Origin of the sequence: Gelidibacter japonicus (assembly GCF_010725055.1) — a bacterium.
GTDB classification, from domain to species: Bacteria; Bacteroidota; Bacteroidia; order Flavobacteriales; family Flavobacteriaceae; genus Gelidibacter; species Gelidibacter japonicus.
In genome coordinates, this window is the sequence record NZ_BJKB01000010.1 from 97172 (window position 1) to 119112 (window position 21941).

The window sequence follows — 21941 nt, forward strand, 5'->3', positions numbered from 1 at the left end:
TTAGATGTGTTTTGAAGTTTCTGGACCTTTGTGGACGATTTTCACGGCCAGCATGATAAACAATAGTCCCAATAATGCATAAAGTCCAATAAAGCCGAGCAAGGTGAACAATGTATTTCCTGATGAAACAGTCGGTGAAATTCCATCTGCGGTCCTCAAGAGGTTATATACCAGCCAGGGTTGCCTTCCCAATTCGGCAGTATACCATCCCGCGGTGTTGGCGATATATGGGAAGGGCAGCATAAACATTAATGCCCAGAGTACCCATTTGGTGGTAAAAAGTTTTTTTCGATACAATTGGATGCCTGCAATAAGCAATAATCCAATAAAAATGGTACCTAAACCCACCATAATATGGTAGGAGTAATACAATCCAGAAATGTTTGTTGGATAGACACTTTCATCAAATTCATTGAGTCCCTTTATCTGTGCATCCCATCTTTGGTAGGTTAAAAAGCTCAATACGTTGGGCACTGCAATCTTATTATCGAGTTTTTTGTTATCAACATCGGGTTGCCCGATTAAGATAATCTCAGCGCCACCATCTTCGGTTTCAAAAATACCTTCCATGGCAGCGAAGGTTACCGGTTGGTGCTTGGCCACATTTTTAGCAGCCCAATCTCCTGTTGGAAAAGCGACTAAAGTACTGGAGATCAATCCAAAAATAACGCCGGTTTTTACGAAGAGTTTTCCAGATTCACTGTGCTTGTTATTTAATAAATAAAAAGCCCCAATAGACGCCACAACAAAAGAAGAAGTAATGACAGAACCCATTTGATTGTGCAAGAAAGCAGGCATCAACCAAGGATTAGAGAACAGTGCACCAAAATTGTTAAGTACGAATTTTCCATTTTCCAAGATTTCATAGCCTACAGGGTATTGCATCCATGAATGTGTGGCAATAATCAAATAGCCACTTGCCCAAGATCCTAAAAAGACCAGAAAACCGGTTAAGAAATGAAGTTTCTGACCCATTAATTTTTCTCCAAACAGAAATAGACCCAAAAACGACGATTCCAAGAAAAAAGAAAACATTCCTTCCATAGCAAGGGTTTGGCCAATAATGCCTCCCGTAAGCTCTGAAAACTTAGCCCAATTGGTTCCGAATTGAAATTCCATGGGAATTCCGGTGACGACACCCATTGCAAAATTGAGTGCAAATATTTTCATCCAAAATTTGGCGGCATCATTATACTTATCAATCTTGGTTCTTAAAAATCGCCATTTAAAATAAACAATCATCAAGGATAATCCCATGGTCAATTGTGGAAATAGGTAATGAAAAGTGATCGTGAAAGCGAACTGCATCCGATCATAAAAGAGCATGTCTTCCATATTGAAAAGCGTTAAGCATAAATTTATTCTCTATAATTTGATCTCACTCCATTTTAAGCGGTTGACTTGGGTATCAGTAGTCCCTTGGTTTTTCAGTAGGTTATAGAATTTTTAACTAACGTTTTTTTTACAATAAAAATAAAACCTTTTTTTAAGACCGTGTTTCTAACCTCTTATAAATTCCTTGAAATTCAAATTTTTATAAAATTTTATTGTGAAAGCTTCATAAAGGTAATATATAGATGCTGTTCTTTTCCTATGTTTGTTGTATAATTGTATCGTGCTTTACTGCTTAATTATTGAATTAATCAGTTTAATCTTTTACGTTATCGCCAACTATGGATGCCATTATCAATCAACTTATAGAAGAGTTTCAGTTGCCACTTCATAATCCCGTACTGATCTTTTCTTTGATTCTATTTATAATTCTCTTGGCACCTGTCGTGTTGCACAGGATTCGGATTCCCGGGATTATCGGGTTGATCGTATCAGGTATTATCATTGGGCCAGCTGGATTGAACATCTTGGAGAAAAGTCTATTTGTGGATGTTTTCTCCACTATTGGGCTTTTATATATCATGTTTATTGCAGGATTAGAGCTTGATTTGAACGAATTTAAAGCGACAAGAAATAAAAGTTTATTATTCGGGTTTTTTACCTTTACAATCCCCATTGCCATCGGATTTCCGGTCTGTCATTATATTTTGGGTTTTGATTTTAATGCCAGTCTGCTTACCTCAAGCATGTTTGCTACCCATACTTTGGTGACCTATCCTATTGTAAGTAAACTTGGTATTTCAAAAAATCCTGCTGTCGCAATTACGGTTGGAGGTACAATTTTAACCGATACGGCAGTTCTTATTATGTTGGCGGTGATTTTAGGATCACACGATGGTGGACTTACTCAGGAATTCTGGATTCGTTTGGGCATATCGCTGGTTTTGTTCTCGGTGTTTATGTTTATGGTAATTCCAAGAATTGCAAAATGGTTTTTTAGAAAATTGGAGAGTGAAAAGCATTCGCATTATATTTTTGTTCTGTCAGTAGTTTTCTTCTCGGCGTTTTTAGCAGAGATAGCGGGTTTGGAATCTATTATCGGAGCCTTCGTTGCAGGTTTGGCGCTTAATAAGCTCATTCCGCATTCTTCCGCGCTGATGAACCGGATTGAATTTATAGGCAATTCGCTTTTTATCCCGTTTTTCCTTATAAGTGTGGGGATGATCGTGGACATCAGCGTTATTATGAGCGGACCTATGGCACTGATAATTGCAGGAACACTTACTGTGGTGGCTATTTTTGGAAAATGGATGGCGGCATTTTTGACCCAAATAGTCTTTAAATTTACAAAAGGACAACGGCAATTGATTTTTGGATTGAGTAGTGCGCATGCTGCGGCAACTTTAGCTGTAATTTTAGTAGGATACAAAGCAGGAATTTTGGATGACAATATCCTTAACGGAACGGTTGTATTAATTCTGGTCACTTGTATTATAGCCTCATTTGTTACCGAAGGTGCTGCCAAAATGATCATCCGAACTTCCGACGAGGAAGAGAATATCCAACTGACGAGCCCATCGTTTCAAGAAACCATTTTAATTCCTATCGCCAATTTGGTGAAAATTGAAAAGGTTTTGGATTTTGCTGTTTTAATAAAAGACAAGAAATCGGGAAATCCGCTATCCATATTGACTGTGGTTCCCAACACCGCTGAAGCAGAAAAAATCATCCATAAGGCAAAGGAAGGACTGGAAAACTATTTGAAGGAAACAACCGCATCTGATACCAATGCAACGGTTATGGCTACCATAGACCATAATGCCGCAAGTGGCATATCTCGTACCGCAAAGGAAATCATGGCCGATATCATTTTGTTGGGTTGGCCTCAAAAGACCGGGTTTTTAGACAAATTGATTGGAGACAAGATGGAAAGTATTTTACAAAATACAGAAAAAACACTTTTCATTTGTGACTTTGAGATTCCTTTGGTGAGCCACAAACGGTTATTTGTAATTGTACCACCAAACGCAGAATATGAAGAAGGTTTTGCGCATTGGGTCAATAAAATCGCAAAACTGTCAGTAGAATTGTCCATTCCAATCCATTTAAATTGCAACGAGGCTACCCATCAATCGGTATTGAAGTTTGCGAAAGAGAATAAGGTCACCATGACCATGGAGTATAAAGAATTCAGGGATTGGGATGATTTTCTAATTATTTCCAGAGAAATTGATGATACTGATCTGATCATTTTAGTATCTGCCCGAAAAGGCTATATTTCATATTTTGGACATATGGATAGGATACCATTAAAGTTGGAAAGACACTTTCCAAATTTAAGTAAAATGGTGATCTATCCACAGTAACCGGGCAGCACCTTACATACGTCTAAAATTTTTACAAATATTATGATTGCTTGATGAGTTTTGGTGTTATAAATCCGCAGCACCCCAGGCCATGATACTTTTAATAAGACTTTAACACGATAAGGTAACAAAGGTTACATAAGAACTACTTTCTTTAGCTTATGTTTGTTCCTATCGTGAAAATTAAATCTTACATAGCAGTAGTTTTGATGGTTATCTTTCTGGCAAAGTTTGCTGCGATAGATGCGAATGCATTGAATATTATATTCAGTGGAACCTCGACTACTTTTGTAAATCCATACTGTAAGAAAAACACTTCTGATCAAAAAACAAATGGGCTGGATAGTTATTCGTCCCAAGATCAGATTGAAACACAGATCATAACTTTAAGTGGAAATTGTACCACTCCGTTTCAATTTGAGATATTCTCTTGGGAAGTGGATTTTTTTGATCCTATTCTTGTTTTTAACGACCATTTTACTTCCAAATTAAGTTATCGTTACTTAGATAGCATATCTCCGCCTCCTCGGATGGCATAAATTCTTTTTTTTTCACATTTTAAAGTCGGTAATTTCATTGCAGTCCATTTTTGAGGCTTGCTGATAATTGTCTGTTACACAATGATACCGCACAAAATCGAATAATCCTTATTCACATTTTTTGTAATGACGAACAAAATTTTAATCAGTCGCCGTTCCATACAGCTATTGCGCATTTTGGTAAGCGGCATATTTTTAGTGGCGGGTCTCAATCACTTGCTCAATATCGAAAAAACTGCCCAACGCATCGAGCAGGCGAGCTTTAAGGGAATTGCACTTTTATTTGGCAATCCAGAGTGGCTCATCATCCTATCGGGTATGGTCATGCTGGGCGCCGGCTCTTTATTTCTAATTGGTTATAAGACCAAATGGGCAGCTATTATTTTGGTGGCAGTCCTAATTCCTATTACACTAACGGTCCAAGTAGGACAGATTACAACGCTTGGCCCACTATTTAAAAACATTGCAATATTAGGTGGACTTCTTTTTTTTATACTGAACGACACCGATCAACCTTTAAAATAAATAACTATGAAAACTTATATTTTTAGTTCACTATTTTTAATGCTTAGCCTGTTTAGCAACGCTAATTTGCAAGCACAAGACGTGGACAACAGCAAAAACAATTACGTGGTGCTCACTACAAAAGTGCCGCAGTTACAACCCATCATACTAACGGCAGAAGCGTTAAAGGCAGAGGAAGGAGACGCATTTGGCGACTTTAAGGTCATCATCTGTGGGAAGGACATTGGACAAATTACTGATTCTGAAAAAATAAATGAATTTATTCTTAAGGCCGAAAAAGCTGGGGTCCAGATCATAGCTTGTGGCTTCTCGCTCAACAAATTTAAAGTCGATAAAACAAAAGTTCCAACGGGCATGGACATCGTGGAAAACGGCATCTTATACAATTTTCAACTTCAAAAAAAAGGATATAAAAGCTTAAGTCTATAATTATGAGAAATTTTAAAACAACATTTTTGACAACTTTTAGCTTTTTGGGACTACTGGTACTATCAGTTTCCTGTAAATCTGAAAAAACGAATACAGTGACAGAAAACAAAGACATCACTAAGGACACCATGAGTATTACTATTCTTCAAACCGCCGACATTCATGGCCAATTGGATGCACATCCCGAATTGTTTTGGGAGAATGGCGAAATCATCTTTAAAGAACGTGGTGGGATGGCCCATATCAAAACTTTATTTGATCAGGAACGCCAAAAAAATCCGAGTCGCACTTTAATTATTGATGGTGGTGATTTGATTCAAGGCAGTGGATACGCCGCTTTGTCTGAGGGTAGAGTGATGTCCAATATCGTGAAGAACATGGGGTATGATGTAATTATTCCAGGAAACTGGGAAGTGGTTTATGGTAAGGACATCATGATGGAAGTGATGCAGGATTTTGATACGGAGATTATTGTTCAAAATATGTACCACGAAGATGGGAAAGAACCTCTATTCCCGGCCTATACCATAAAAGAGATTGAAGGCGTGCGTTTAGCGTTTATTGGTATCAATGATCCGGATGTGCCAGTGCGGCAAAACCCGATTTTCAGTAAAGGCATTGCATTTAGTGGCTTGGATAATAGTGTGAAGCAATTAGTGGACGATATTAAGTTCAAGGAAAAAGCCGATGTTATTTTCTTGGTCACTCATATTGGCATTTTCAAACAGGTTGAATTGGCCAATAGTCCAATTGCTGAGCACGCCGATTATATTTTGGGGAATGACACCCATGAGCGTGTTAGAGAAATGATCCAGGGTAAATACGCTAAGGTTACTGAACCAGGTGCCTTTGGGTCATTTGTAGGGAAATTGACCCTTCATTTTGTGGATGGGAAGTTGGTGGGTGATGATTACCAACTTATTGATGTAGATCCAGAAGTGTATCCTGCCGATAAAGCGATGCAAGCACTTGTAGACAAAGAGAAAGCACCATATCAAGAGCATCTTGAAACTGTAATTGGGTATACAGAAGCGCCTATTTATAGGTACTTGACTGTAGAAAATCCGATGGATAATCTATTCACAGATGCCGCCCGCTGGAAAACAGGCGCAGATATTTCCATCTCAAACGGATTCCGTTTTGGTAATCCTATTGTTCCTGAAAACGGAACGCCAGCACCAATCACACGTGCTAATTTATGGAACTTACTTCCTGTAAATGAGAATGTCAAGACAGGAAAAGCTACCGGGAAGCAGATTAAAGACTGGTTGGAAAAAGAGATGCATAACGCTTTTGCACAAAACCCGACCGAACGTTTTGGTGGGTGGCTGGTAAGATTTTCTGGAATGGAGGTGGATTTTAAAAGCCAAAATGATAGAGGTGAGCGTATTGCCAACATTACCGTAAAAGGCGAAGAAATGCAGGATGATAAATATTATACAATTTCTGCGTGTGTCCGTCCAGGCGATCCAATTGATAACTTATGTAGAATGTCGGATGTTAAAGATGTAAAAGAAATGGATTATACAATTCACGAGGCTGTAGAAGAATACCTTAAAAAGCATTCGCCAGTATCTCCAAAATTGGACGGTCGTGCGTATTGCGATTATTTAGGGGTCTATTCTTTTTCGACAGTACCTGGAACCAATTATGAATTTCAATAAAAATTAAAAGCAAATGAAAAACGATAAAACAGAAAAGAACAAAAAGAAAACATGGATACAATACGGGATTTTTGCCATTGTAGCCATTACGCTTTATGCCACCGGATTGCATACTGAAGTGATTGGATTTGCTCAACGTGGGATACTTGCCACCGGTTTGATGAATCCGAATGTGAAAGAAATTACGGAAGTGCGAGCAAAGGATAATGAAACTGGTGCACTTCCAGAATTTGAAAAGGCAGATTTTAGCTTAAAATTGATGGATAGAGATGGTAATATTACTTCATTGGACGCATTGAAAGGGAAGGTCATTTTTATGAATTTATGGGCCACATGGTGTCCTCCGTGTATTGCAGAAATGCCGAGTATTGATAAGTTGCATAAAGACATGGGCGATGAAGTGGCGTTTGTCATGCTTTCATTAGATAAGGATTTTGAACTGGCCAAGGCTTTTGATAAACGTAAAGGGTATAATATGCCAATCTATGCGCCAGCGAGCAATTTACCTCCAATGTATCAGTCGTCAGCAATTCCGACCACCTATGTTATTGATGCCAAAGGAAATTTGGCGTTGACACATAAAGGAATGGCGGATTATAATGATGAAGGATTCAAGAAATTTCTAAGAAGTTTAAAATAGTAGTATTTTATCAGTAGGTGTTCATACGACGGGGCTTGCCTCTATCGAAGAAACAATTTCCTATTCATACCTCGTGGGCCATTCCACGAGGTTCTTGATTTCCAAATGGGATGGAGGGTTTTAAACTTATCTGTCGCATTTGCAAAATACTTTAGATTTATACTCGCCTAAAAACAATTTTTATGATAAGTACACCAGTCTGTTCTTCTTTTCGTATTTTACTTCTGAAGTTAATTTAAATCGGATAGATATGAACTTTTGTTATAAAGCAATTATTTTATTGTTTATTGCTTCTTTCCCCATACAAAGTTGTGGCCATTCAAACGGAAATAAAAATATGAAAAATTCAGTTCAAGATTCGACGTCGAGTTTATTGAAGGCTGTTTCTGAAAAGAATGCAACTCTTGTGGCTAAAATTTTAGGTACACAACCAAATCTGGAAATTAAGGATAGTAAAGGAAGAACGCCTTTAATGATTGCTACCTACAATGCTGATAGTAAAATAGCTGAACTATTGATCTCTGCAGGTGCCGATGTGAACGCACAGGACGATCTACTGAACACTCCCCATTTATATGCTGGTGCAAGTGGCGACATGTCAATTTTAAAAATGAGTCTGGCCAATGGTGCCAATTTTGATGTTTATAATCGCTATGGTGGAACTGCACTGATACCAGCAGCAGAGAAGAGGCATTTGGAGGTTGTAAAACTACTTTCTGAAATACCAGGTTATCCTATTGATCACGTCAATAGGCTCGGTTGGACAGCTTTAATGGAAGCGATTGTTTTGGGTGCAACTGGAGAAACTCAGGTAGCTATTGTTAAAGTCCTTGTCGATGCTGGGGCTGACGTCAATATTGCGGATCATGATGGTGTTACACCGCTTCAGCATGCCAAGAATAGAGGTATGGACAAAATCATTAAAATATTAATCGAAGCAAAAGCCCATTAAAACACAAAGAAATGGATAAAATAAATGACAAAGACCTGCAGCATTTGCGTCGCTGTGTAGAATTGGCACGAGAAGCACTTTCCTTAGGTAATCAGCCATTTGGCTCCGTACTTGTATCTGCCGAAGGTAAGGTTTTATATGAAGGTCGAAACGAAATAGTGACCACCGGCGACCGAACACGCCATCCGGAATTTGAGATTGCTAGGTGGGCAGCAACCCATATGACACCAGAAGAACGTGCTAAGGCGATTGTTTACACCTCGGGCGAGCATTGTGCTATGTGTTCCGCTGCGCACGGTTGGGTCGGCTTGGGCCGGATTGTGTACGTCAGTTCTGCTGAACAATTGTTGTCTTGGCTAGCGGAATTGGGGGTTCCCGAATCTGCTGTAAATTTGCTGCCAATCCATAAAGTGGTTCCTAATATCGAGGTGAATGGTCCTGTACCTGAGCTTGCTGAGCAAATCCGAGAAATGCACTTCCGATTTCACAAAGCTTGAAATCAAATTAATGATCGTAACAAATCAGAATCCCTGATAAGGTCTAAAGTTGAAAAGTTTTTGTTTTACCGCAAAGATCGCTAAGCGTTTCGCCAAGGTCGCAATCCTTATCCAGTTTTAAATAAAGCCAAAACCACGCCTGATTAGACGGAAAGGTATGTACTTAGGGTTATCTATTTTAAACTAGTAAATTTTGACACTAACTTGCCCGAACAGTGGGGGCGGGTTACAGGGATTTTCAAAGATTCCTTCCTAATTACTGAAAAAAAATAGTTCGCTATCTATTTTACAAACCTGACTGCCGTGTTGCAGGTGCAACAGACTTTCAGTCCGTTTAAAAAAACCTATAAAATGTTTTTAGGGTTGGCTGCCTATTGATCAGGGATAAATATGGACTTCAGTCCATAATGATATAGTCTATTTACTTCTTAAAACCTCGCATTTCCTTGCGATTATTCCTTGAGTTCCTTACAGTTAAGTTTTCGAATGTTCTTTATTTTTAAACGAAAATGAATTACTTATCCGTTGCGAAAAATCATTCCAAGAAGGCCTCACGCTTTTTAGTAATTGACCAATACAACCTAATAGGCTCTAAATGAAGCGTCGTGTTCTTTTTTTATAATCTTGATATTCTGGAAATCTTCGGCTCAATAATTTTTCTTCATAAACCGATTTATAATAAAACAGGATCAAAAGCGAAAGGGTGACCGAAATCTTATAGAGTGAAGACCCGTAAATGGCATATCCAAACCCAGAAAAAATCAAAGCAGTATAAATGGGGTGTCTTGAGATGCGGAACGCACCATTGGTAATAAGTTTTCCAGAAGCCACTGGCGATGGGAAGGGAGAAAGCTTAGTATTTAGTTGTAAAAGGGCTATGGCACCAAATAGTATGGAAAAGCCCAACAAAACTAAACCCGAATAGCATAGCCATTCGGGTAGTTGAATATCAGATATGCGTAGGGGCAAAAAATACGCTATAAAAAGCAATACCTGTACCGCTACAAAGGCATAATCCTTAAAAGATATATTTTGCTTCACTTTTCAAAATTCTTCTAAACCTATATCATTTTATTAGCCCTGAATTTAGAGAGATCAGGGCTGATAATGAAGAATTAAAGGTGTTTTTTGGCGAGATAAAAATCGACTTTTTCGAGTGAATCGTCCGCTAATCTTGCGTTAAGTTCGTCCAAGGTTTTTGGTGGACCGACGATGACTTTATCTCCTTTTTTCCAATCTAATGGCATGGATACCTTGTGTTCATCCGAAATTTGTAGCGCTTCCAAAACTCGTAGAATCTCATCCATATTTCTTCCTATATTTAAAGGATAATACATGATCAGGCGAATTTTTTTACTTGGATCAATAAAAAACACGGCACGAACTGCGGCAGTTTCACTTTCATTGGGCTGTAGCATTCCGTATAGTTTTGCTACTTTCATATCGATATCTGCGATGATGGGAAAATCAAAGTAAACACCAGTGTTTTCCCTAACATTTTGAACCCAACCCATATGAGAGTGGATACTATCGATACTTAAGCCTAACAATTCAGTGTTCAGTGCATCAAACTCACTTTTTCGAGTCGCAAATCCGCTCAATTCTGTGGTACAAACTGGCGTGAAATCGGCAGGATGTGAAAACATGACCACCCATTTATCTTTTGCAAAATCTGAAAATTTTATTTTCCCTTTGGTTGTAAGAGCTTCAAAATCTGGAGCAGTATCACCAATTCGAGGCATTGAAGTTCCTTGTTGTAATTCTAAATTTGTTTCCATAATTATATTTTAACTATTGTTTTTTATCTTTTATAAATTTAAGCAATTATTACTTTTTTAACCAATTACACAGGTTGCATAAATTATAATTGGCTATATTTTAACATCTCATGGCCACATATCTTTGGTGTTGCTCTACTTTGTAAAATATAGTGAACAAAAGGTGTCCATATTAACAAACCCGAATAGCATAGCCATTAGGGTAGTTGTATGTTGTACAAAAATAAAGATGAATAAAATTTTACCAAAGGCAGAAATCACTTCATTTGAAGGCCTTAATCCATTTTAAGTTCAATCTTTAAACTCTTCAATGGCCTTGCTTAAATCATAAATTGTAGCGTTTTTAAGTTCATTTTCTAAAATGCTACTACCTGCAGTACTCCGATAGCCACCAGCACAATGTACAACAACAGGTTTGTCGGTCGGAATTTGACTGGCGGTGTCACGCAACTCATTAAGAGGATGCTCAAGCGCATTTTCGAAAAACTTACATTCATTGATCTCACTTTTATTTCTAATGTCAACAATAGTGTAGTTTTCTGGATGTTTTTTAAAATCCTCTAGGTCCAATTGATCCGTTTTGACCAGGTTTTCATTGGAAAGCGTTATGACTTTTAGGACCTGTTTTTCGTAGCCTATTTTTGCTAAACGATTTAAAATCTTGTCCTTGTTTTCCTTTTTGTCAATAACCAAGGTGAATTTTTCATTAGGTGCAACAATGGATCCTACCCAAGTTTCAAATTTGTCGATTTCTGATTCGGCTTGAATATTAATACTGCCTTTTAAATGACCTTTTTTGAAGATCGCTTCATTTCTCATGTCAACAATAAGACCTGTGGCCGTCGTATTTTCAATAAAAGGAATTTTTTCAATATTAGGATTTAACCTATCTGCACCCACTTTATTGATGTCCACATTAAATCCGAAATAGGATGGAATAAAGGGTTGACCATCGAGTAGGGTATTCATGAATTGCTCCTTGGATTGGTCTTTAAACGCCCAATTGCCCATGCGTTCGTCACCCAAAGTACTACTGGCAGCTTCGCTCAAATTTTTTCCACACAGAGAACCTGCACCGTGTGCCGGATACACAATCGTATCATCAGGTAATTCATTGAACTTAGTTGTAACGGTTTCGTACATCATTTCCGCCAATTCTTCACGTTTAGCAGTCATGTTACCCACATTTTCTCGTAGATCTGGACGACCAACATCACCAATAAATAGTGTATCTCCTGTAAACATCACGGTTTTATCACCTTCTGTGGCAACTATCGTAATACTGTCTGGAGAGTGTCCAGGTGTATTGATGGCCTTCAAAGTAATTTTGCCTAAGGTGATGCTGTCACCGTCATCAAACGTTTGGTGAGGATAATCGGCACCCAACTTTTTGCTGTTGTAAATAGTAGCTCCTGTCTCGTTATGGATTTCAAGGTGCGAGCTCACAAAATCGGCATGAGGATGGGTCTGGATAATTGCCGTTATTTTTGCGTCATTGGCTTTTGCAAAATCATAATACTGTTGAGGATCACGCTCTGGGTCTATAACCGCCATCTTACCTTCACTTACTATGGCATAAGAATAATGGGAAAGGGGTCCGTATTCAAATTGTTTGATATTCATAATGTTCAAATTTTTTTAAATTTAAAAAGTTATATCAACTTTCTTTAATTATTGATTACTTATTGGATAATTTGCTGTGTCAGCTTTTTAAAACTGCAAAATTGAAAGTTTTGGGTTGTTTTGAATGGTGTAATATGATCTGAGGTGAGGCATTTTATTTTTATAAAGTGGGGTTCAAATACCGATGTCAATGCATTTTCGTCATATCGAGAAATATCCAGACCGCTACATTTGGTAGGTCCTAAGTTTGAAAAAGTTCCGATAATTAATCTGCCGCCTACAAATTTATTGACAATGGCTCTGTACTTTTTAATCTGATCTGTGGATGTCAGAAAATGAAAAGCAGCCCGATCGTGCCATAGGTCGTAAATTTCTGTAGGTTCAAATGAAGTCACATCGCTCACAATCCACTGTACCTTCTTGGCATTTATGCCCAAACGTTTCTTTGCTTTTTCAAGGGCTTTGGCAGAAATGTCTAACACGGTGATATTTTGATAGCCTTTTTCAAGGAGAAAATCGACCAGTTTGCTATCACCGCCACCAATATCAATGATTTTAGCAGTTTTGGCAATCTGGGATTCCTCGATCAATTTCAAGGAAATCTCTGGTTTTTCTTGAGTCCAGCTAACTTCGCTTGGAGTTTTGTTCTCATACACAGATTCCCAATGCTCTTTGGTATTCATTGTCATATATTTATAATTGGGCCAATCATATTAACGGGTTTAGCTACCTCTGATTTGTGACTAAATTTTAAAGTTATTCCAAAGGTGTGCTTCTGTTTTCTTCTTAGAAGTAGTCCGTTTTGAGTAAGGCCAAAGATAACAATTTTGTGGCAGAATTAAGACAATCATAGATTATAGAATACTAAACGGACCTTGGGTTAGCGTATTCAGAAATGATAATTAAAAGTCTTACATTGATGAAGAATTATTCATGCTTCGAACGTTTTCGTTGAGGATCTTGACTTTTTTCTTCTGAGTTTTTAAAAACAACTCCATTCCGGTCCTAGTGGAATGTGAATTATAACAAGGCTCCATTGATAACATCTCGAAATGAGGTTCGAAATAGTTAAGATATTCTGTTTTGTTTCCACCAAACGGAGGTTTATCAGTATTTAAAGGGACATTAAACAGAAGGCCTACAATTTTCCCGTTTTCCAAGAGTAATTCAGCCGCTTTTTCTGTGTATGAAGATCTTAAATTGGGATTTAGGGCGCAAAAAAAGGTTTGTTCGATGATTAAGTCAAAAGACATTTTTAAATCGAAAAAGTTCTTATGGATCAGATGTGCCGATGGGAATGAGGGCACCCGCTGTTTGATATTATTTAATGCTGTTTTGGACAGATCCACAACATATACATTATTGAATCCTTGATTGTGTAGGTATTCGGCTTCATATGAATTGCCTCCGCCAGGAATTAGTATCTTTAGATCTTTATTGGTCAACTGATCGAAATATGTTTTAAGTGGCGGTGAGATTTCTCCCAAATCCCAGCCCATATCCTTATTTTTATAACGCGTGTCCCAATACTTTTCAGATAGCTCCATTAACCGTTGGTTTGAATGACGTTGATGATTTCGTCTTTCTGAAGCACACCAGATTGTCTCCAAACTTGTTTTCCGTCCTTAAAAAGTATCATAGTAGGAACACCTCTAACTTGATATTTAGCAGCTAATGCTTGATTTTTGTCTACATCTATTTTTATAATGGAAATACCATCACCTAAGCTGTCCTTGACTTGTTTTAAAATTGGGGCCAACATTTTACATGGACCACACCATTCTGCGAAAAAATCGACTAAAACAGGAGTGTCTTGATTTATTAATTCTGAAAATTTGCTCATAACTAAAAGGTTTTATTTATCAAAAATAACCCTCCAAATACCTCTCACTTCATTGACGTCATACTCCAATGCTTTATCTTTTGGATATAAGATGGTCAGTTTTTTGAGTGTGGAAGGTTCAATGTTTTTAGGCTGTCCGTGGCATTGCAAGCACATAGCGTTGGTCAAGATAGGGTAGTAAACGTTTACTTCAGCAGCTGTTTGAGTGACCAACGGCATTGGAGGTTCTTGGTTTGCAATGCTATTTTTGTAGATTTCAATATGTTCCAATTCTTCAGCGCTTGCTTGATTATTCTGATTTCGAGGTTTGTCTGAAACGCGTTTGAGTCGCACTTGTTGCACTACTGCCATACTATCTGTTAATGGATAAGCCTTTTCATTACAAAATGACAAAGCGCCAAGTGTTCCGTCATTTTGGATGGCTTGCATTAAATTCTTGCCTAAAACAGCTTGTGCATTTAATGCGTATTCCAAACCCCGTGCAGCATAATCGCTACTATCGATGTCAGATAATGACGATGTCATTTCCTGATTGCTTTGCAGTTCCTCTTTATCTTCTACGGTAATGCTCTTCGTTTTTTTACCATCATTACAGCTGTAAAAAGAGACCAATAGGACGATGATGACAATTATTTTTTTCATTTCTATACGTTTTTACTTCGAAAGTTTATCAGTGGCACAACTTACAAAGGATTTTGCTTTTGAGATTGAAGAGTTGCTGTCTTCAACTGTCGGATAACCAAGCTGTTTTAATTTTTCTTTGACCTGGAGCAAATCGCCTTCATTCAAATAATTGAAGGATAGTTTACTCTGGTCTAAATCTATTTGCAAATTATTAATGTTTGTTATGGTTGAAAGCTTAGTGGTAATAGTATTTGCACAGCCACCACATTTTAGATTTTGTACAACTATTGAAGTGTTCATAATTTTTAATTATAATTTAAGTTGTATCCTTTTTTGGGTTTTCGTTCCGAAAATTATTCAGAATACATTCATAATTAGGTTTTGTTTTTTGTGATTGGTTTACAATGTTGAAGGACAGGTGTACTCTGATACAGAAATGCCTGCTTCTTTTATCTGGTTGAATCCACCTGCCACGTCAATGATATTATGGATGCCTCTACTTTTTAAAATAGATGCCGCGATCATGCTTCTATAACCGCCCGCGCAATACACATAAAATGTTTGGTTGCGTTGAAATTCTACCAAATGCTCATTGATATAATCTAAAGGCGTGTTGTTGGCGTTTAATACATGTTCAGATTCATATTCCCCTTCTTTTCTGACATCGAAAATGGAAACTTTATCTGTAGCGATAATTTCTTTGAATGTCGTGGCTTGGATTGAGGTTACGGTATCATATTCGAATGCCTCTTTTTTCCAAGTTGTAAAACCACCTTTAAGATAGCCCAACGTATTATCAAACCCAACCCGTGACAATCTTGTTACGGTTTCTTCTTCTCTTCCTTCTGGGGTGACCAATAAAATAGGTTGCTTAACATCCGCAATTAGAGCTCCGACCCAAGGCGCAAAACCGCCGTCCAACCCAATAAAAATGGATCTCGGAACATGTCCCTTTGCAAATTCTTCCTGACTTCGGACATCTAATATAATGGCACCAGATTCATTGGCAGCAGTATCAAATGCGTCTGCTGATAAAGCTTGGGTGCCTCTTCTTAAAATATCATCAATGTGTTCATAACCTTCTCTGTTCATTTGAACATTAAGTGGGAAATAGGATGGAGGAGGCAGCAATCCATCGATTACTTCATCGATAAATTCTTCTTTGGTCATATTGGCCCTCAAAGCATAGTTCATCTTTTTTTGATTGCCCAGAGTGTCTACGGTCTCTTTCATCATATTTTTGCCACAAGCAGAACCTGCACCATGTGCTGGATAAACGATGACATCATCAGCTAGGGGCATAATCTTAGTACGTAAACTTTCGAATAAAAAACCAGCTAAATCCCTTTCTGTTAAAACACCCATTTTTTGTGCTAAATCAGGTCGGCCTACATCACCCAAAAACAAGGTGTCTCCACTGAATATCGCATGATCCTTCCCGTTTTTATCCCTTAAAAGAAAGGTTGTGCTTTCCATGGTATGCCCCGGAGTGTGCAAGGCAATTATGGTAATATCCCCAAGTTTGAATTCTTGATTGTCTTTAGCAATAATGGCATCAAAGGAGGGATTGGCATTTGGTCCATAAACAATTTCTGCCCCAGTTTCTTTGGCAAGAGTAACATGGCCACTAACAAAATCAGCATGAAAATGGGTCTCAAAAATATATTTTATTTTGGCAGCGTCTTTTCTTGCTCTATCGACATATGGTTTTATTTCTCTTAATGGATCTATGACTGCGACCTCTCCGTTACTTTCAATATAATAGGCGCCTTGTGATAAACAACCTGTATAAATTTGTTCTATTTTCATAGTTTAAAAATTTCTGTCCACGATGCTCTTTGAGGAAATTTCAATAATCGTTTGAGTATTGGTTTGACCTGGGTTTGGTGAGTAAAATTTGTTCAAAGGTATAAACTCTTATTAGTTTTTGCAGTAACCTAGGTTACAAATTGATGTTTTACTTTAAATTCCATGTAAAATATAAAGATTGCCATGACAAAAATGAAATAACCAAAAGCCTTCTTTAATTTTTCACCATTTATGAAATTGCTTAAATAACTTCCGATGAAGATACCTACAAAAGATAGACCTGTAAAAAGTGCTAAAAATGCCCAATCTATGCTCATTGTTAAGGCGTCTCCCAAAAAGAAGCCCAATAGTGACTTGAATGCAATTATTATCAACGAAGTGCCAACAGCAACTTTCATTTCCACTTTTGCTAATATCACCAATGCTGGAATGATCAAAAATCCACCACCGGCACCAATCAACCCCGTAATTCCACCAACAAGTAAACCTTCAAGTACAATTAAAGGATAGTTGTATTTGGTTTTCTGGTTTTTGTTAATATCGATTTTGTTGTTTTCTTTAAGCATTGAAAACGCGGCAGGAATCATCAATAACGCGAAAAAACCAAACATTCCCATACGTCGTGTAAATTCGAAATCGCCAATTGTAAATAACAATTCAGGTAATGCCGGTATCACAAAATACCTAACTAGCGTAACACCGAGTATTGACGGAATGCCAAATACAAATGCGGTTCTCCAATCTACGTAACCATTACGATGTTGTTTTACCCCACCAACCAGTGCACTGGCACCTACAATAAATAAGGAATAGGCTGTTGCAGCTTTCTCATCAATTGAAAATAAATAGGCCAAAACGGGTACTGCCAAAATTGAACCCCCACCACCAATAATACCTAATGAAACACCAATTGCCAATGCACTTATATATCCAAAAACCTCAATTAATTCCATACGTTGTAACTTATGCAACAAAAATACCCCGTTTACATTGCAAGTGAGGTAACATGGGTTACATAATTCTTATAATTTTATTATTTTTAAATAGTTTCTCCCAAGCTCTATCTTGCCAAGTTGCTCCATCTTTTTTAATAATCTTGAGATGACTACGCGAGAAGTGTACAGGTCATAAGCTATTTCTTGATGCGTGCTATTTATAATATCATTTTCATTGACACGTACCTTTTCGAGTAAATACTGTGTCAACCTTTCATCCATTTGATAGAAGGCGATACTGTCCAAGGTCATCAGTAATTCATTGATACGGTTGTGGTAACTTTCAAAAACAAAATTGCGCCACGATTTATATTTTGCAGTCCATTCTTCCATTTTACCAACTGGCACCATGATTAATTTGGTATCCGTTTCTGCTATGGCTCTGATTTCACTTTGCTTTTGACCCAGACAACAGGTCATGGTCATGGAACAGGTTTCACCTTTTTCTAAATAATAAAGCAAAAGTTCGTCGCCCTCGTTGTCTTCGCGCAATACTTTAATAACTCCAGAAATTAACAATGGCATGGATTTTACATATTCTCCAATTTCCATCATTTTGAAACCTTCAGGAATCTCTTTGAAAGTCCCTGCCTGGACTATTTCATTGAGTAAAGCATCTTCAAATAAGTGCCCGTAACTTTTTTTTAATTCATTGATCATTTTTAGATTGCGTTTAGTTATTTAAAATTGATTTTAATTTAAAATAAGATCCATGTTATTGATCAGGTCCCAATCGTACAGGGTTTGTTCTTCTTAATGTTTAACGACATGATATATTGGTGTTTTGAAATGATGCTATAATAACTAATTGCAAGTTTATCCCATTTCAAAAATACCGGTTCAAGATAATAAAGTAAGTGACTATGTTAGGTAGAGATTTTACTTTTATTTTTTAGGGAGAGTATACGATTTGTTTTTTATTCCCACCAGTGGGTTTTAATACCCCGAGGTTCTTGATTCTATCATAAGAGATCTAGTTTTCATCAATATAGCTTTTGTAAAATTCAATACCACGATTGAAATTTTAAGTTGTGGTGTGTGATCAGCGAACTTTAGAATTTTGTGGGCTTAAAAAAATGTTACTATTTTGGAAACGATATTAAAATGGCTTCCAAAACAGAGGTTTGTTTTGCCGTCAAGTGTTTTACTTGTTCAGACCAATGTTGATCAAAATCCATTGAGTTCGAGCAAAATTACTTAAATCTTATCTGTTTCATGATGATTCTCAGTATTCAATGGAAGTTCTTAGAAGATTAGACGCTAAAAGTTTGTAAAGAACATTATAATATGCTATTATGAGCGGCACTAATAATTATAATATTTTTATGAAGATCATTAAACTTCATTTTTCTGTAATCCATAGAATTCATAACATTTTTTATACTTTATTATTGAGGCCTCATGCTATCCGAGGCAAAAACCGCTGACGCTTTTCATTATTTTTAGTAATTTTAAGATGCACTAAATAAAGACATCTCAAAAATTACATTTCCTATTTTTTCTATAGAGAAGAACTAGTCTAACTATTCATTTTATATATATATATATATATATATATATACCATTTTTTTATGTCGATTAAAGTTACCAGAAAAGAAAGTGCATCAAGATTCTTAGGTCTCGTTGTAAATAAAACTGTTTTTTTAAGCGCAATTTCTGTCATTATTTTTAGCATTGGCTTCACTCTGATATTTGAGCAGGAAGCCGATTATTATTTTGGAATGGCCCAAACTTTTGTATCTGCCCACGGCGGTTGGATTTACACTCTAGCCGTAAACTTATTTATTGTTTTTTGTTTATATATGGCCTTTAGTAAATTTGGTGCCATACGAATTGGAGGAAAGAATTCAAAACCTGAGTTTAGCCTATGGGCTTGGTTTGCAATGCTCTTTAGTGCTGGAATTGGAATTGGATTGGTACTTTTTAGTATTGCAGATCCTGTAAGGGATTTTTTAAATCCGCCGCGATTGGCGGGTCAAGAACCTGCGCTTATTGCCCAAGAGGCCATTAATTTTTCTTTTCTGCATCACGGCATACATGGCTGGGCTATTTACTCAGTTGTTGGTCTTTCATTAGCTTACTTTACGTTTAATAGAAAAATGCCCCTTACCTTACGTTCAGCTTTTTATCCTTTGCTAGGAAACCGAATCCACGGGTGGATGGGAGATTTGATTGATATTATGGCGGTAATTACGACGCTCTTTGGTCTGGCAACGACCATCGGGTTTGGTGTAGGGCAGATCAACTCAGGGCTTACCCATGTGTTTGGCGTTCCGAATGCCTTGTTCTATCAGGTTCTTATAATTTTGGGTGTTACGTTAGCGGCCACCATTTCAGCGTTTAGCGGAGTGAACAGAGGTGTTCAAATGCTAAGTAAACTCAACGTTAGAGTAGCATCTGCTATCTTTTTATTAGTTCTTATTTTAGGCCCTACAACCTTTATTTTTAAGTCTTATATCCAAAATATTGGAAGTTATTTGGTACATTTTGTAGATATGTCCACTTGGACCGAATCTTTACAAGGTACCGATTGGCAAAAAACAAGGACCATCATGTATTGGGGTTGGTGGATTTCCTGGTCGCCATTCGTCGGAACTTTTATCGCCCGGATTTCTCGGGGACGAACCATAAAAGAGTTTGTTCTGTGCGTTCTTATTCTTCCGGCCTTAGTTACTTTCCTATGGTTTAGTGCTTTTGGAGGAACTACCATGCGCGATATTCTCCTTGGAGATACAGCCATGATTGCTGCGGTAAATGATAATATTTCTACGGCACTTTATGTGTTTTTTGACAAGTTTCCATTAGCAATGTTGTTGAAGGTTTTGGGCGTGATCCTGATTTGTAGTTTTATTATTACCTCGGCAGACTCAGGAGCATTGGTCGTAGATAGTATTACCTCTGGTGGAAAATTAAAGACGCCAAGATACCAAAGAGTGATTTGGGCAGTTGCCACTGGGTTGATTGCTGCGGTCTTGATGTATGGAGGGGGACTGAACGCACTCCAAACCGTAGTGACCATTTCCGGATTGCCTTTTGCCATACTTTTGGTAATGATGTGTTTATCACTATACAGAGGAGTTAACGAAGATTATCAAAAGTCAGAACGAAAGGAAAAACTTTTGGAAAGGGAATCTTACAGAAAAAATATAATTGAATTGGTAAACAAGGAGCGAGAAGAGAGAAACTTGAAAAAAATAGACCCTGAAATCCAACCTAAAAAGAAGCCTAAAATAACTGATATATAAGTATTTGCAAATCGATGTTACGATTAAAGCTAGTAACCCTTAAACTATAAAAATGACAAAGAAAATAAAATTAGATAACGATTTAAAACTGATGGTCGCTTTAGACCTTACCGAAATGGATCCCATTTTGCTAAGTTACGTCAGCTTTCTTTGTAATGTGTGGAATATTGAGCATTTATATTTTACGCATAACATCAAACAATACAAGTTATACGATCTATACGATGAGTTCCTGGAAGAAGGCATTACAGTAGAGGATATTGTAGATAGAGGCTTGGAAAGATCAATCCAAAGGCATTATACAGCTGCCGTACCACATACCGTATTGATCACTTCCGATGATTATACGGAGAGCATTTTGACCCATCTCGCCAAAGAGTATAAAATCGATATTATGGTCACCGGCAATAAGGATGAACTGCAGGGTACTGGTGCATTGACCCAAAAATTGGTGCGAATGCTTGATGCCCATGTTTTATTGGTCCCTGAGGAAGCCAAGCACAGAATGGAAAACGTCTTGGTCCCGACCGATTTTAGCTCGGACTCCGCAAAGTGTTTTTCAGTTGCCGAAAGTTTGGTCGAACGTTCTGGCGGAAAAATAGAAGGTTTACATGTTTATAATATTCCTTCATTTTTCTTCCCCTATATTAACACAGAAAAGGCGATTGATAAAACGGAGCATCATCTAAAGGAAAAAGTCAAACAATTTCGAAAGAAATATAAACTTCGGGAAGAAATTCCGTTTCGCTACACCGATAGAGAAAATCTGTCCGTAGTCGAAGCCATTGAGCTTCACGCAGAAAAGGGGGATTTTGATATTGTCGTGGTTTCAGCTCGAAGTGGAAACACTATCACTTCCTTGTTTGTAGGAAGTGTGACCAACGATTTATTGATTAGAAATAGAAAAATGCCATTATTGGTGATACGGTAAATAACATTTTTCAAAATTAGGTTTTTGCTTTTGATGGCCTCTCTCGATTCTTTCAGGAGAGGCTATTTTCAATGGTCAACCTGTTTTACCCAAACTATGGTTTAATATGGAGGTTTCTAGTCGATTCCTATCAAATTTGTGCTGAGCGA

At 37.5% G+C, this 21941-nt stretch carries 21 protein-coding genes; 9 read left to right on the forward strand and 12 right to left on the reverse strand.

Translation table 11 applies throughout. The annotated features are described in order from the left end of the window. On the reverse strand, window positions 1–1335 hold the full coding sequence (locus G6N06_RS11540) for a cytochrome ubiquinol oxidase subunit I (RefSeq protein WP_163516900.1): 1335 nt from the start codon (window positions 1333–1335) through the stop codon (window positions 1–3). A 338-nt stretch (window positions 1336–1673) separates the two neighbouring features. Here G6N06_RS11540 and G6N06_RS11545 point away from each other — a divergent pair, with 338 nt between their 5' ends. From G6N06_RS11545 to G6N06_RS11575, 7 genes are all read left to right on the forward strand, one after another. Further along, window positions 1674–3698: a cation:proton antiporter gene (locus tag G6N06_RS11545; protein WP_163516901.1), complete on the forward strand. Its 2025-nt coding sequence runs from the start codon at window positions 1674–1676 to the stop codon at window positions 3696–3698. Window positions 3699–4363: 665 nt separating this feature from the next. Further along, entirely contained in the window at window positions 4364–4762 is a 399-nt protein-coding gene (locus tag G6N06_RS11550) for a DoxX family protein (protein WP_163516902.1), read from the forward strand. Window positions 4763–4768: 6 nt separating this feature from the next. After that, on the forward strand, window positions 4769–5191 hold the full coding sequence (locus G6N06_RS11555; RefSeq protein WP_163516903.1) for a sulfur reduction protein DsrE: 423 nt from the start codon (window positions 4769–4771) through the stop codon (window positions 5189–5191). Between the two features lie 2 nt (window positions 5192–5193). Beyond that, window positions 5194–6855 carry a bifunctional metallophosphatase/5'-nucleotidase gene (locus G6N06_RS11560; RefSeq protein ID WP_163516904.1) on the forward strand — a complete coding sequence of 554 codons (1662 nt, stop codon included), beginning with the start codon at window positions 5194–5196 and terminating at the stop codon, window positions 6853–6855. 13 nt (window positions 6856–6868) lie between these two features. Continuing rightward, the gene (locus G6N06_RS11565) at window positions 6869–7495 is read left to right on the forward strand and encodes a TlpA family protein disulfide reductase (RefSeq protein ID WP_163516905.1); all 627 of its coding nucleotides are present in this window, start codon (window positions 6869–6871) and stop codon (window positions 7493–7495) included. A 337-nt stretch (window positions 7496–7832) separates the two neighbouring features. Continuing rightward, window positions 7833–8447: an ankyrin repeat domain-containing protein gene (locus tag G6N06_RS11570; protein WP_163516906.1), complete on the forward strand. Its 615-nt coding sequence runs from the start codon at window positions 7833–7835 to the stop codon at window positions 8445–8447. Between the two features lie 11 nt (window positions 8448–8458). Beyond that, window positions 8459–8944, forward strand: coding sequence for a nucleoside deaminase (locus G6N06_RS11575; RefSeq protein WP_205334763.1), 486 nt, complete (start codon window positions 8459–8461; stop codon window positions 8942–8944). Between the two features lie 591 nt (window positions 8945–9535). Here G6N06_RS11575 and G6N06_RS11580 read toward each other — a convergent pair. The 11 genes from G6N06_RS11580 to G6N06_RS11630 form a co-directional block, all read right to left on the reverse strand. Beyond that, complete coding sequence (locus tag G6N06_RS11580; protein ID WP_163516907.1) at window positions 9536–9985, reverse strand: methyltransferase family protein; 450 nt, start codon at window positions 9983–9985, stop codon at window positions 9536–9538. A gap of 74 nt (window positions 9986–10059) precedes the next feature. Beyond that, entirely contained in the window at window positions 10060–10722 is a 663-nt protein-coding gene (locus G6N06_RS11585; protein WP_163516908.1) for a peroxiredoxin, read from the reverse strand. Between the two features lie 291 nt (window positions 10723–11013). Beyond that, on the reverse strand, window positions 11014–12345 hold the full coding sequence (locus tag G6N06_RS11590) for an MBL fold metallo-hydrolase (protein ID WP_163516909.1): 1332 nt from the start codon (window positions 12343–12345) through the stop codon (window positions 11014–11016). 59 nt (window positions 12346–12404) lie between these two features. After that, window positions 12405–13034 (reverse strand): class I SAM-dependent methyltransferase, encoded by a 630-nt coding sequence (locus tag G6N06_RS11595; RefSeq protein WP_163516910.1) that lies wholly within the window; start codon window positions 13032–13034, stop codon window positions 12405–12407. Between the two features lie 222 nt (window positions 13035–13256). Continuing rightward, window positions 13257–13892, reverse strand: a complete 636-nt coding sequence (locus tag G6N06_RS11600) for a methyltransferase domain-containing protein (RefSeq protein WP_163516911.1) — start codon at window positions 13890–13892, stop codon at window positions 13257–13259. Then, window positions 13892–14188 carry a thioredoxin gene (trxA, locus tag G6N06_RS11605; RefSeq protein WP_163516912.1) on the reverse strand — a complete coding sequence of 99 codons (297 nt, stop codon included), beginning with the start codon at window positions 14186–14188 and terminating at the stop codon, window positions 13892–13894. Before trxA ends, G6N06_RS11600 begins: the two co-directional genes overlap by 1 nt. Before the next feature lie 12 nt (window positions 14189–14200). Further along, window positions 14201–14830 (reverse strand): Tll0287-like domain-containing protein, encoded by a 630-nt coding sequence (locus G6N06_RS11610; RefSeq protein ID WP_163516913.1) that lies wholly within the window; start codon window positions 14828–14830, stop codon window positions 14201–14203. Window positions 14831–14842: 12 nt separating this feature from the next. Next, on the reverse strand, window positions 14843–15112 hold the full coding sequence (locus G6N06_RS11615; RefSeq protein ID WP_163516914.1) for a heavy-metal-associated domain-containing protein: 270 nt from the start codon (window positions 15110–15112) through the stop codon (window positions 14843–14845). Between the two features lie 99 nt (window positions 15113–15211). After that, window positions 15212–16621, reverse strand: a complete 1410-nt coding sequence (locus G6N06_RS11620) for an MBL fold metallo-hydrolase (protein ID WP_163516915.1) — start codon at window positions 16619–16621, stop codon at window positions 15212–15214. A gap of 128 nt (window positions 16622–16749) precedes the next feature. After that, window positions 16750–17574, reverse strand: a complete 825-nt coding sequence (locus tag G6N06_RS11625; protein WP_163516916.1) for a sulfite exporter TauE/SafE family protein — start codon at window positions 17572–17574, stop codon at window positions 16750–16752. Between the two features lie 69 nt (window positions 17575–17643). Next, the gene (locus G6N06_RS11630) at window positions 17644–18276 is read right to left on the reverse strand and encodes a Crp/Fnr family transcriptional regulator (protein ID WP_163516917.1); all 633 of its coding nucleotides are present in this window, start codon (window positions 18274–18276) and stop codon (window positions 17644–17646) included. Window positions 18277–19187: 911 nt separating this feature from the next. On the opposite strand from G6N06_RS11630, the gene G6N06_RS11635 reads away from it, so the two are divergent. Both G6N06_RS11635 and G6N06_RS11640 read left to right on the forward strand, forming a co-directional pair. Continuing rightward, a complete protein-coding gene (locus G6N06_RS11635; RefSeq protein WP_163516918.1) occupies window positions 19188–20861 on the forward strand; it encodes a BCCT family transporter in 1674 nt (557 codons plus the stop codon). Between the two features lie 52 nt (window positions 20862–20913). Next, window positions 20914–21792, forward strand: coding sequence for a universal stress protein (locus tag G6N06_RS11640; protein WP_163516919.1), 879 nt, complete (start codon window positions 20914–20916; stop codon window positions 21790–21792). The last annotated feature ends 149 nt before the right edge of the window (window positions 21793–21941 follow it).

Excerpts from the sequence above, each read along its gene's own strand:
- G6N06_RS11540 (WP_163516900.1), bottom strand. The coding sequence starts at position 1,335 with ATGGAAGACATGCTCTTTTATGATCGGATGCAGTTCGCTTTCACGATC.
- G6N06_RS11545 (WP_163516901.1), top strand. The coding sequence starts at position 1,674 with ATGGATGCCATTATCAATCAACTTATAGAAGAGTTTCAGTTGCCACTT.
- G6N06_RS11550 (WP_163516902.1), top strand. The coding sequence starts at position 4,364 with ATGACGAACAAAATTTTAATCAGTCGCCGTTCCATACAGCTATTGCGC.
- G6N06_RS11555 (WP_163516903.1), top strand. The coding sequence starts at position 4,769 with ATGAAAACTTATATTTTTAGTTCACTATTTTTAATGCTTAGCCTGTTT.
- G6N06_RS11560 (WP_163516904.1), top strand. The coding sequence starts at position 5,194 with ATGAGAAATTTTAAAACAACATTTTTGACAACTTTTAGCTTTTTGGGA.
- G6N06_RS11565 (WP_163516905.1), top strand. The coding sequence starts at position 6,869 with ATGAAAAACGATAAAACAGAAAAGAACAAAAAGAAAACATGGATACAA.
- G6N06_RS11570 (WP_163516906.1), top strand. The coding sequence starts at position 7,833 with ATGAAAAATTCAGTTCAAGATTCGACGTCGAGTTTATTGAAGGCTGTT.
- G6N06_RS11575 (WP_205334763.1), top strand. The coding sequence starts at position 8,459 with ATGGATAAAATAAATGACAAAGACCTGCAGCATTTGCGTCGCTGTGTA.
- G6N06_RS11585 (WP_163516908.1), bottom strand. The coding sequence starts at position 10,722 with ATGGAAACAAATTTAGAATTACAACAAGGAACTTCAATGCCTCGAATT.
- G6N06_RS11590 (WP_163516909.1), bottom strand. The coding sequence starts at position 12,345 with ATGAATATCAAACAATTTGAATACGGACCCCTTTCCCATTATTCTTAT.
- G6N06_RS11595 (WP_163516910.1), bottom strand. The coding sequence starts at position 13,034 with ATGACAATGAATACCAAAGAGCATTGGGAATCTGTGTATGAGAACAAA.
- G6N06_RS11600 (WP_163516911.1), bottom strand. The coding sequence starts at position 13,892 with ATGGAGCTATCTGAAAAGTATTGGGACACGCGTTATAAAAATAAGGAT.
- trxA (WP_163516912.1), bottom strand. The coding sequence starts at position 14,188 with ATGAGCAAATTTTCAGAATTAATAAATCAAGACACTCCTGTTTTAGTC.
- G6N06_RS11610 (WP_163516913.1), bottom strand. The coding sequence starts at position 14,830 with ATGAAAAAAATAATTGTCATCATCGTCCTATTGGTCTCTTTTTACAGC.
- G6N06_RS11615 (WP_163516914.1), bottom strand. The coding sequence starts at position 15,112 with ATGAACACTTCAATAGTTGTACAAAATCTAAAATGTGGTGGCTGTGCA.
- G6N06_RS11620 (WP_163516915.1), bottom strand. The coding sequence starts at position 16,621 with ATGAAAATAGAACAAATTTATACAGGTTGTTTATCACAAGGCGCCTAT.
- G6N06_RS11625 (WP_163516916.1), bottom strand. The coding sequence starts at position 17,574 with ATGGAATTAATTGAGGTTTTTGGATATATAAGTGCATTGGCAATTGGT.
- G6N06_RS11630 (WP_163516917.1), bottom strand. The coding sequence starts at position 18,276 with ATGATCAATGAATTAAAAAAAAGTTACGGGCACTTATTTGAAGATGCT.
- G6N06_RS11635 (WP_163516918.1), top strand. The coding sequence starts at position 19,188 with ATGTCGATTAAAGTTACCAGAAAAGAAAGTGCATCAAGATTCTTAGGT.
- G6N06_RS11640 (WP_163516919.1), top strand. The coding sequence starts at position 20,914 with ATGACAAAGAAAATAAAATTAGATAACGATTTAAAACTGATGGTCGCT.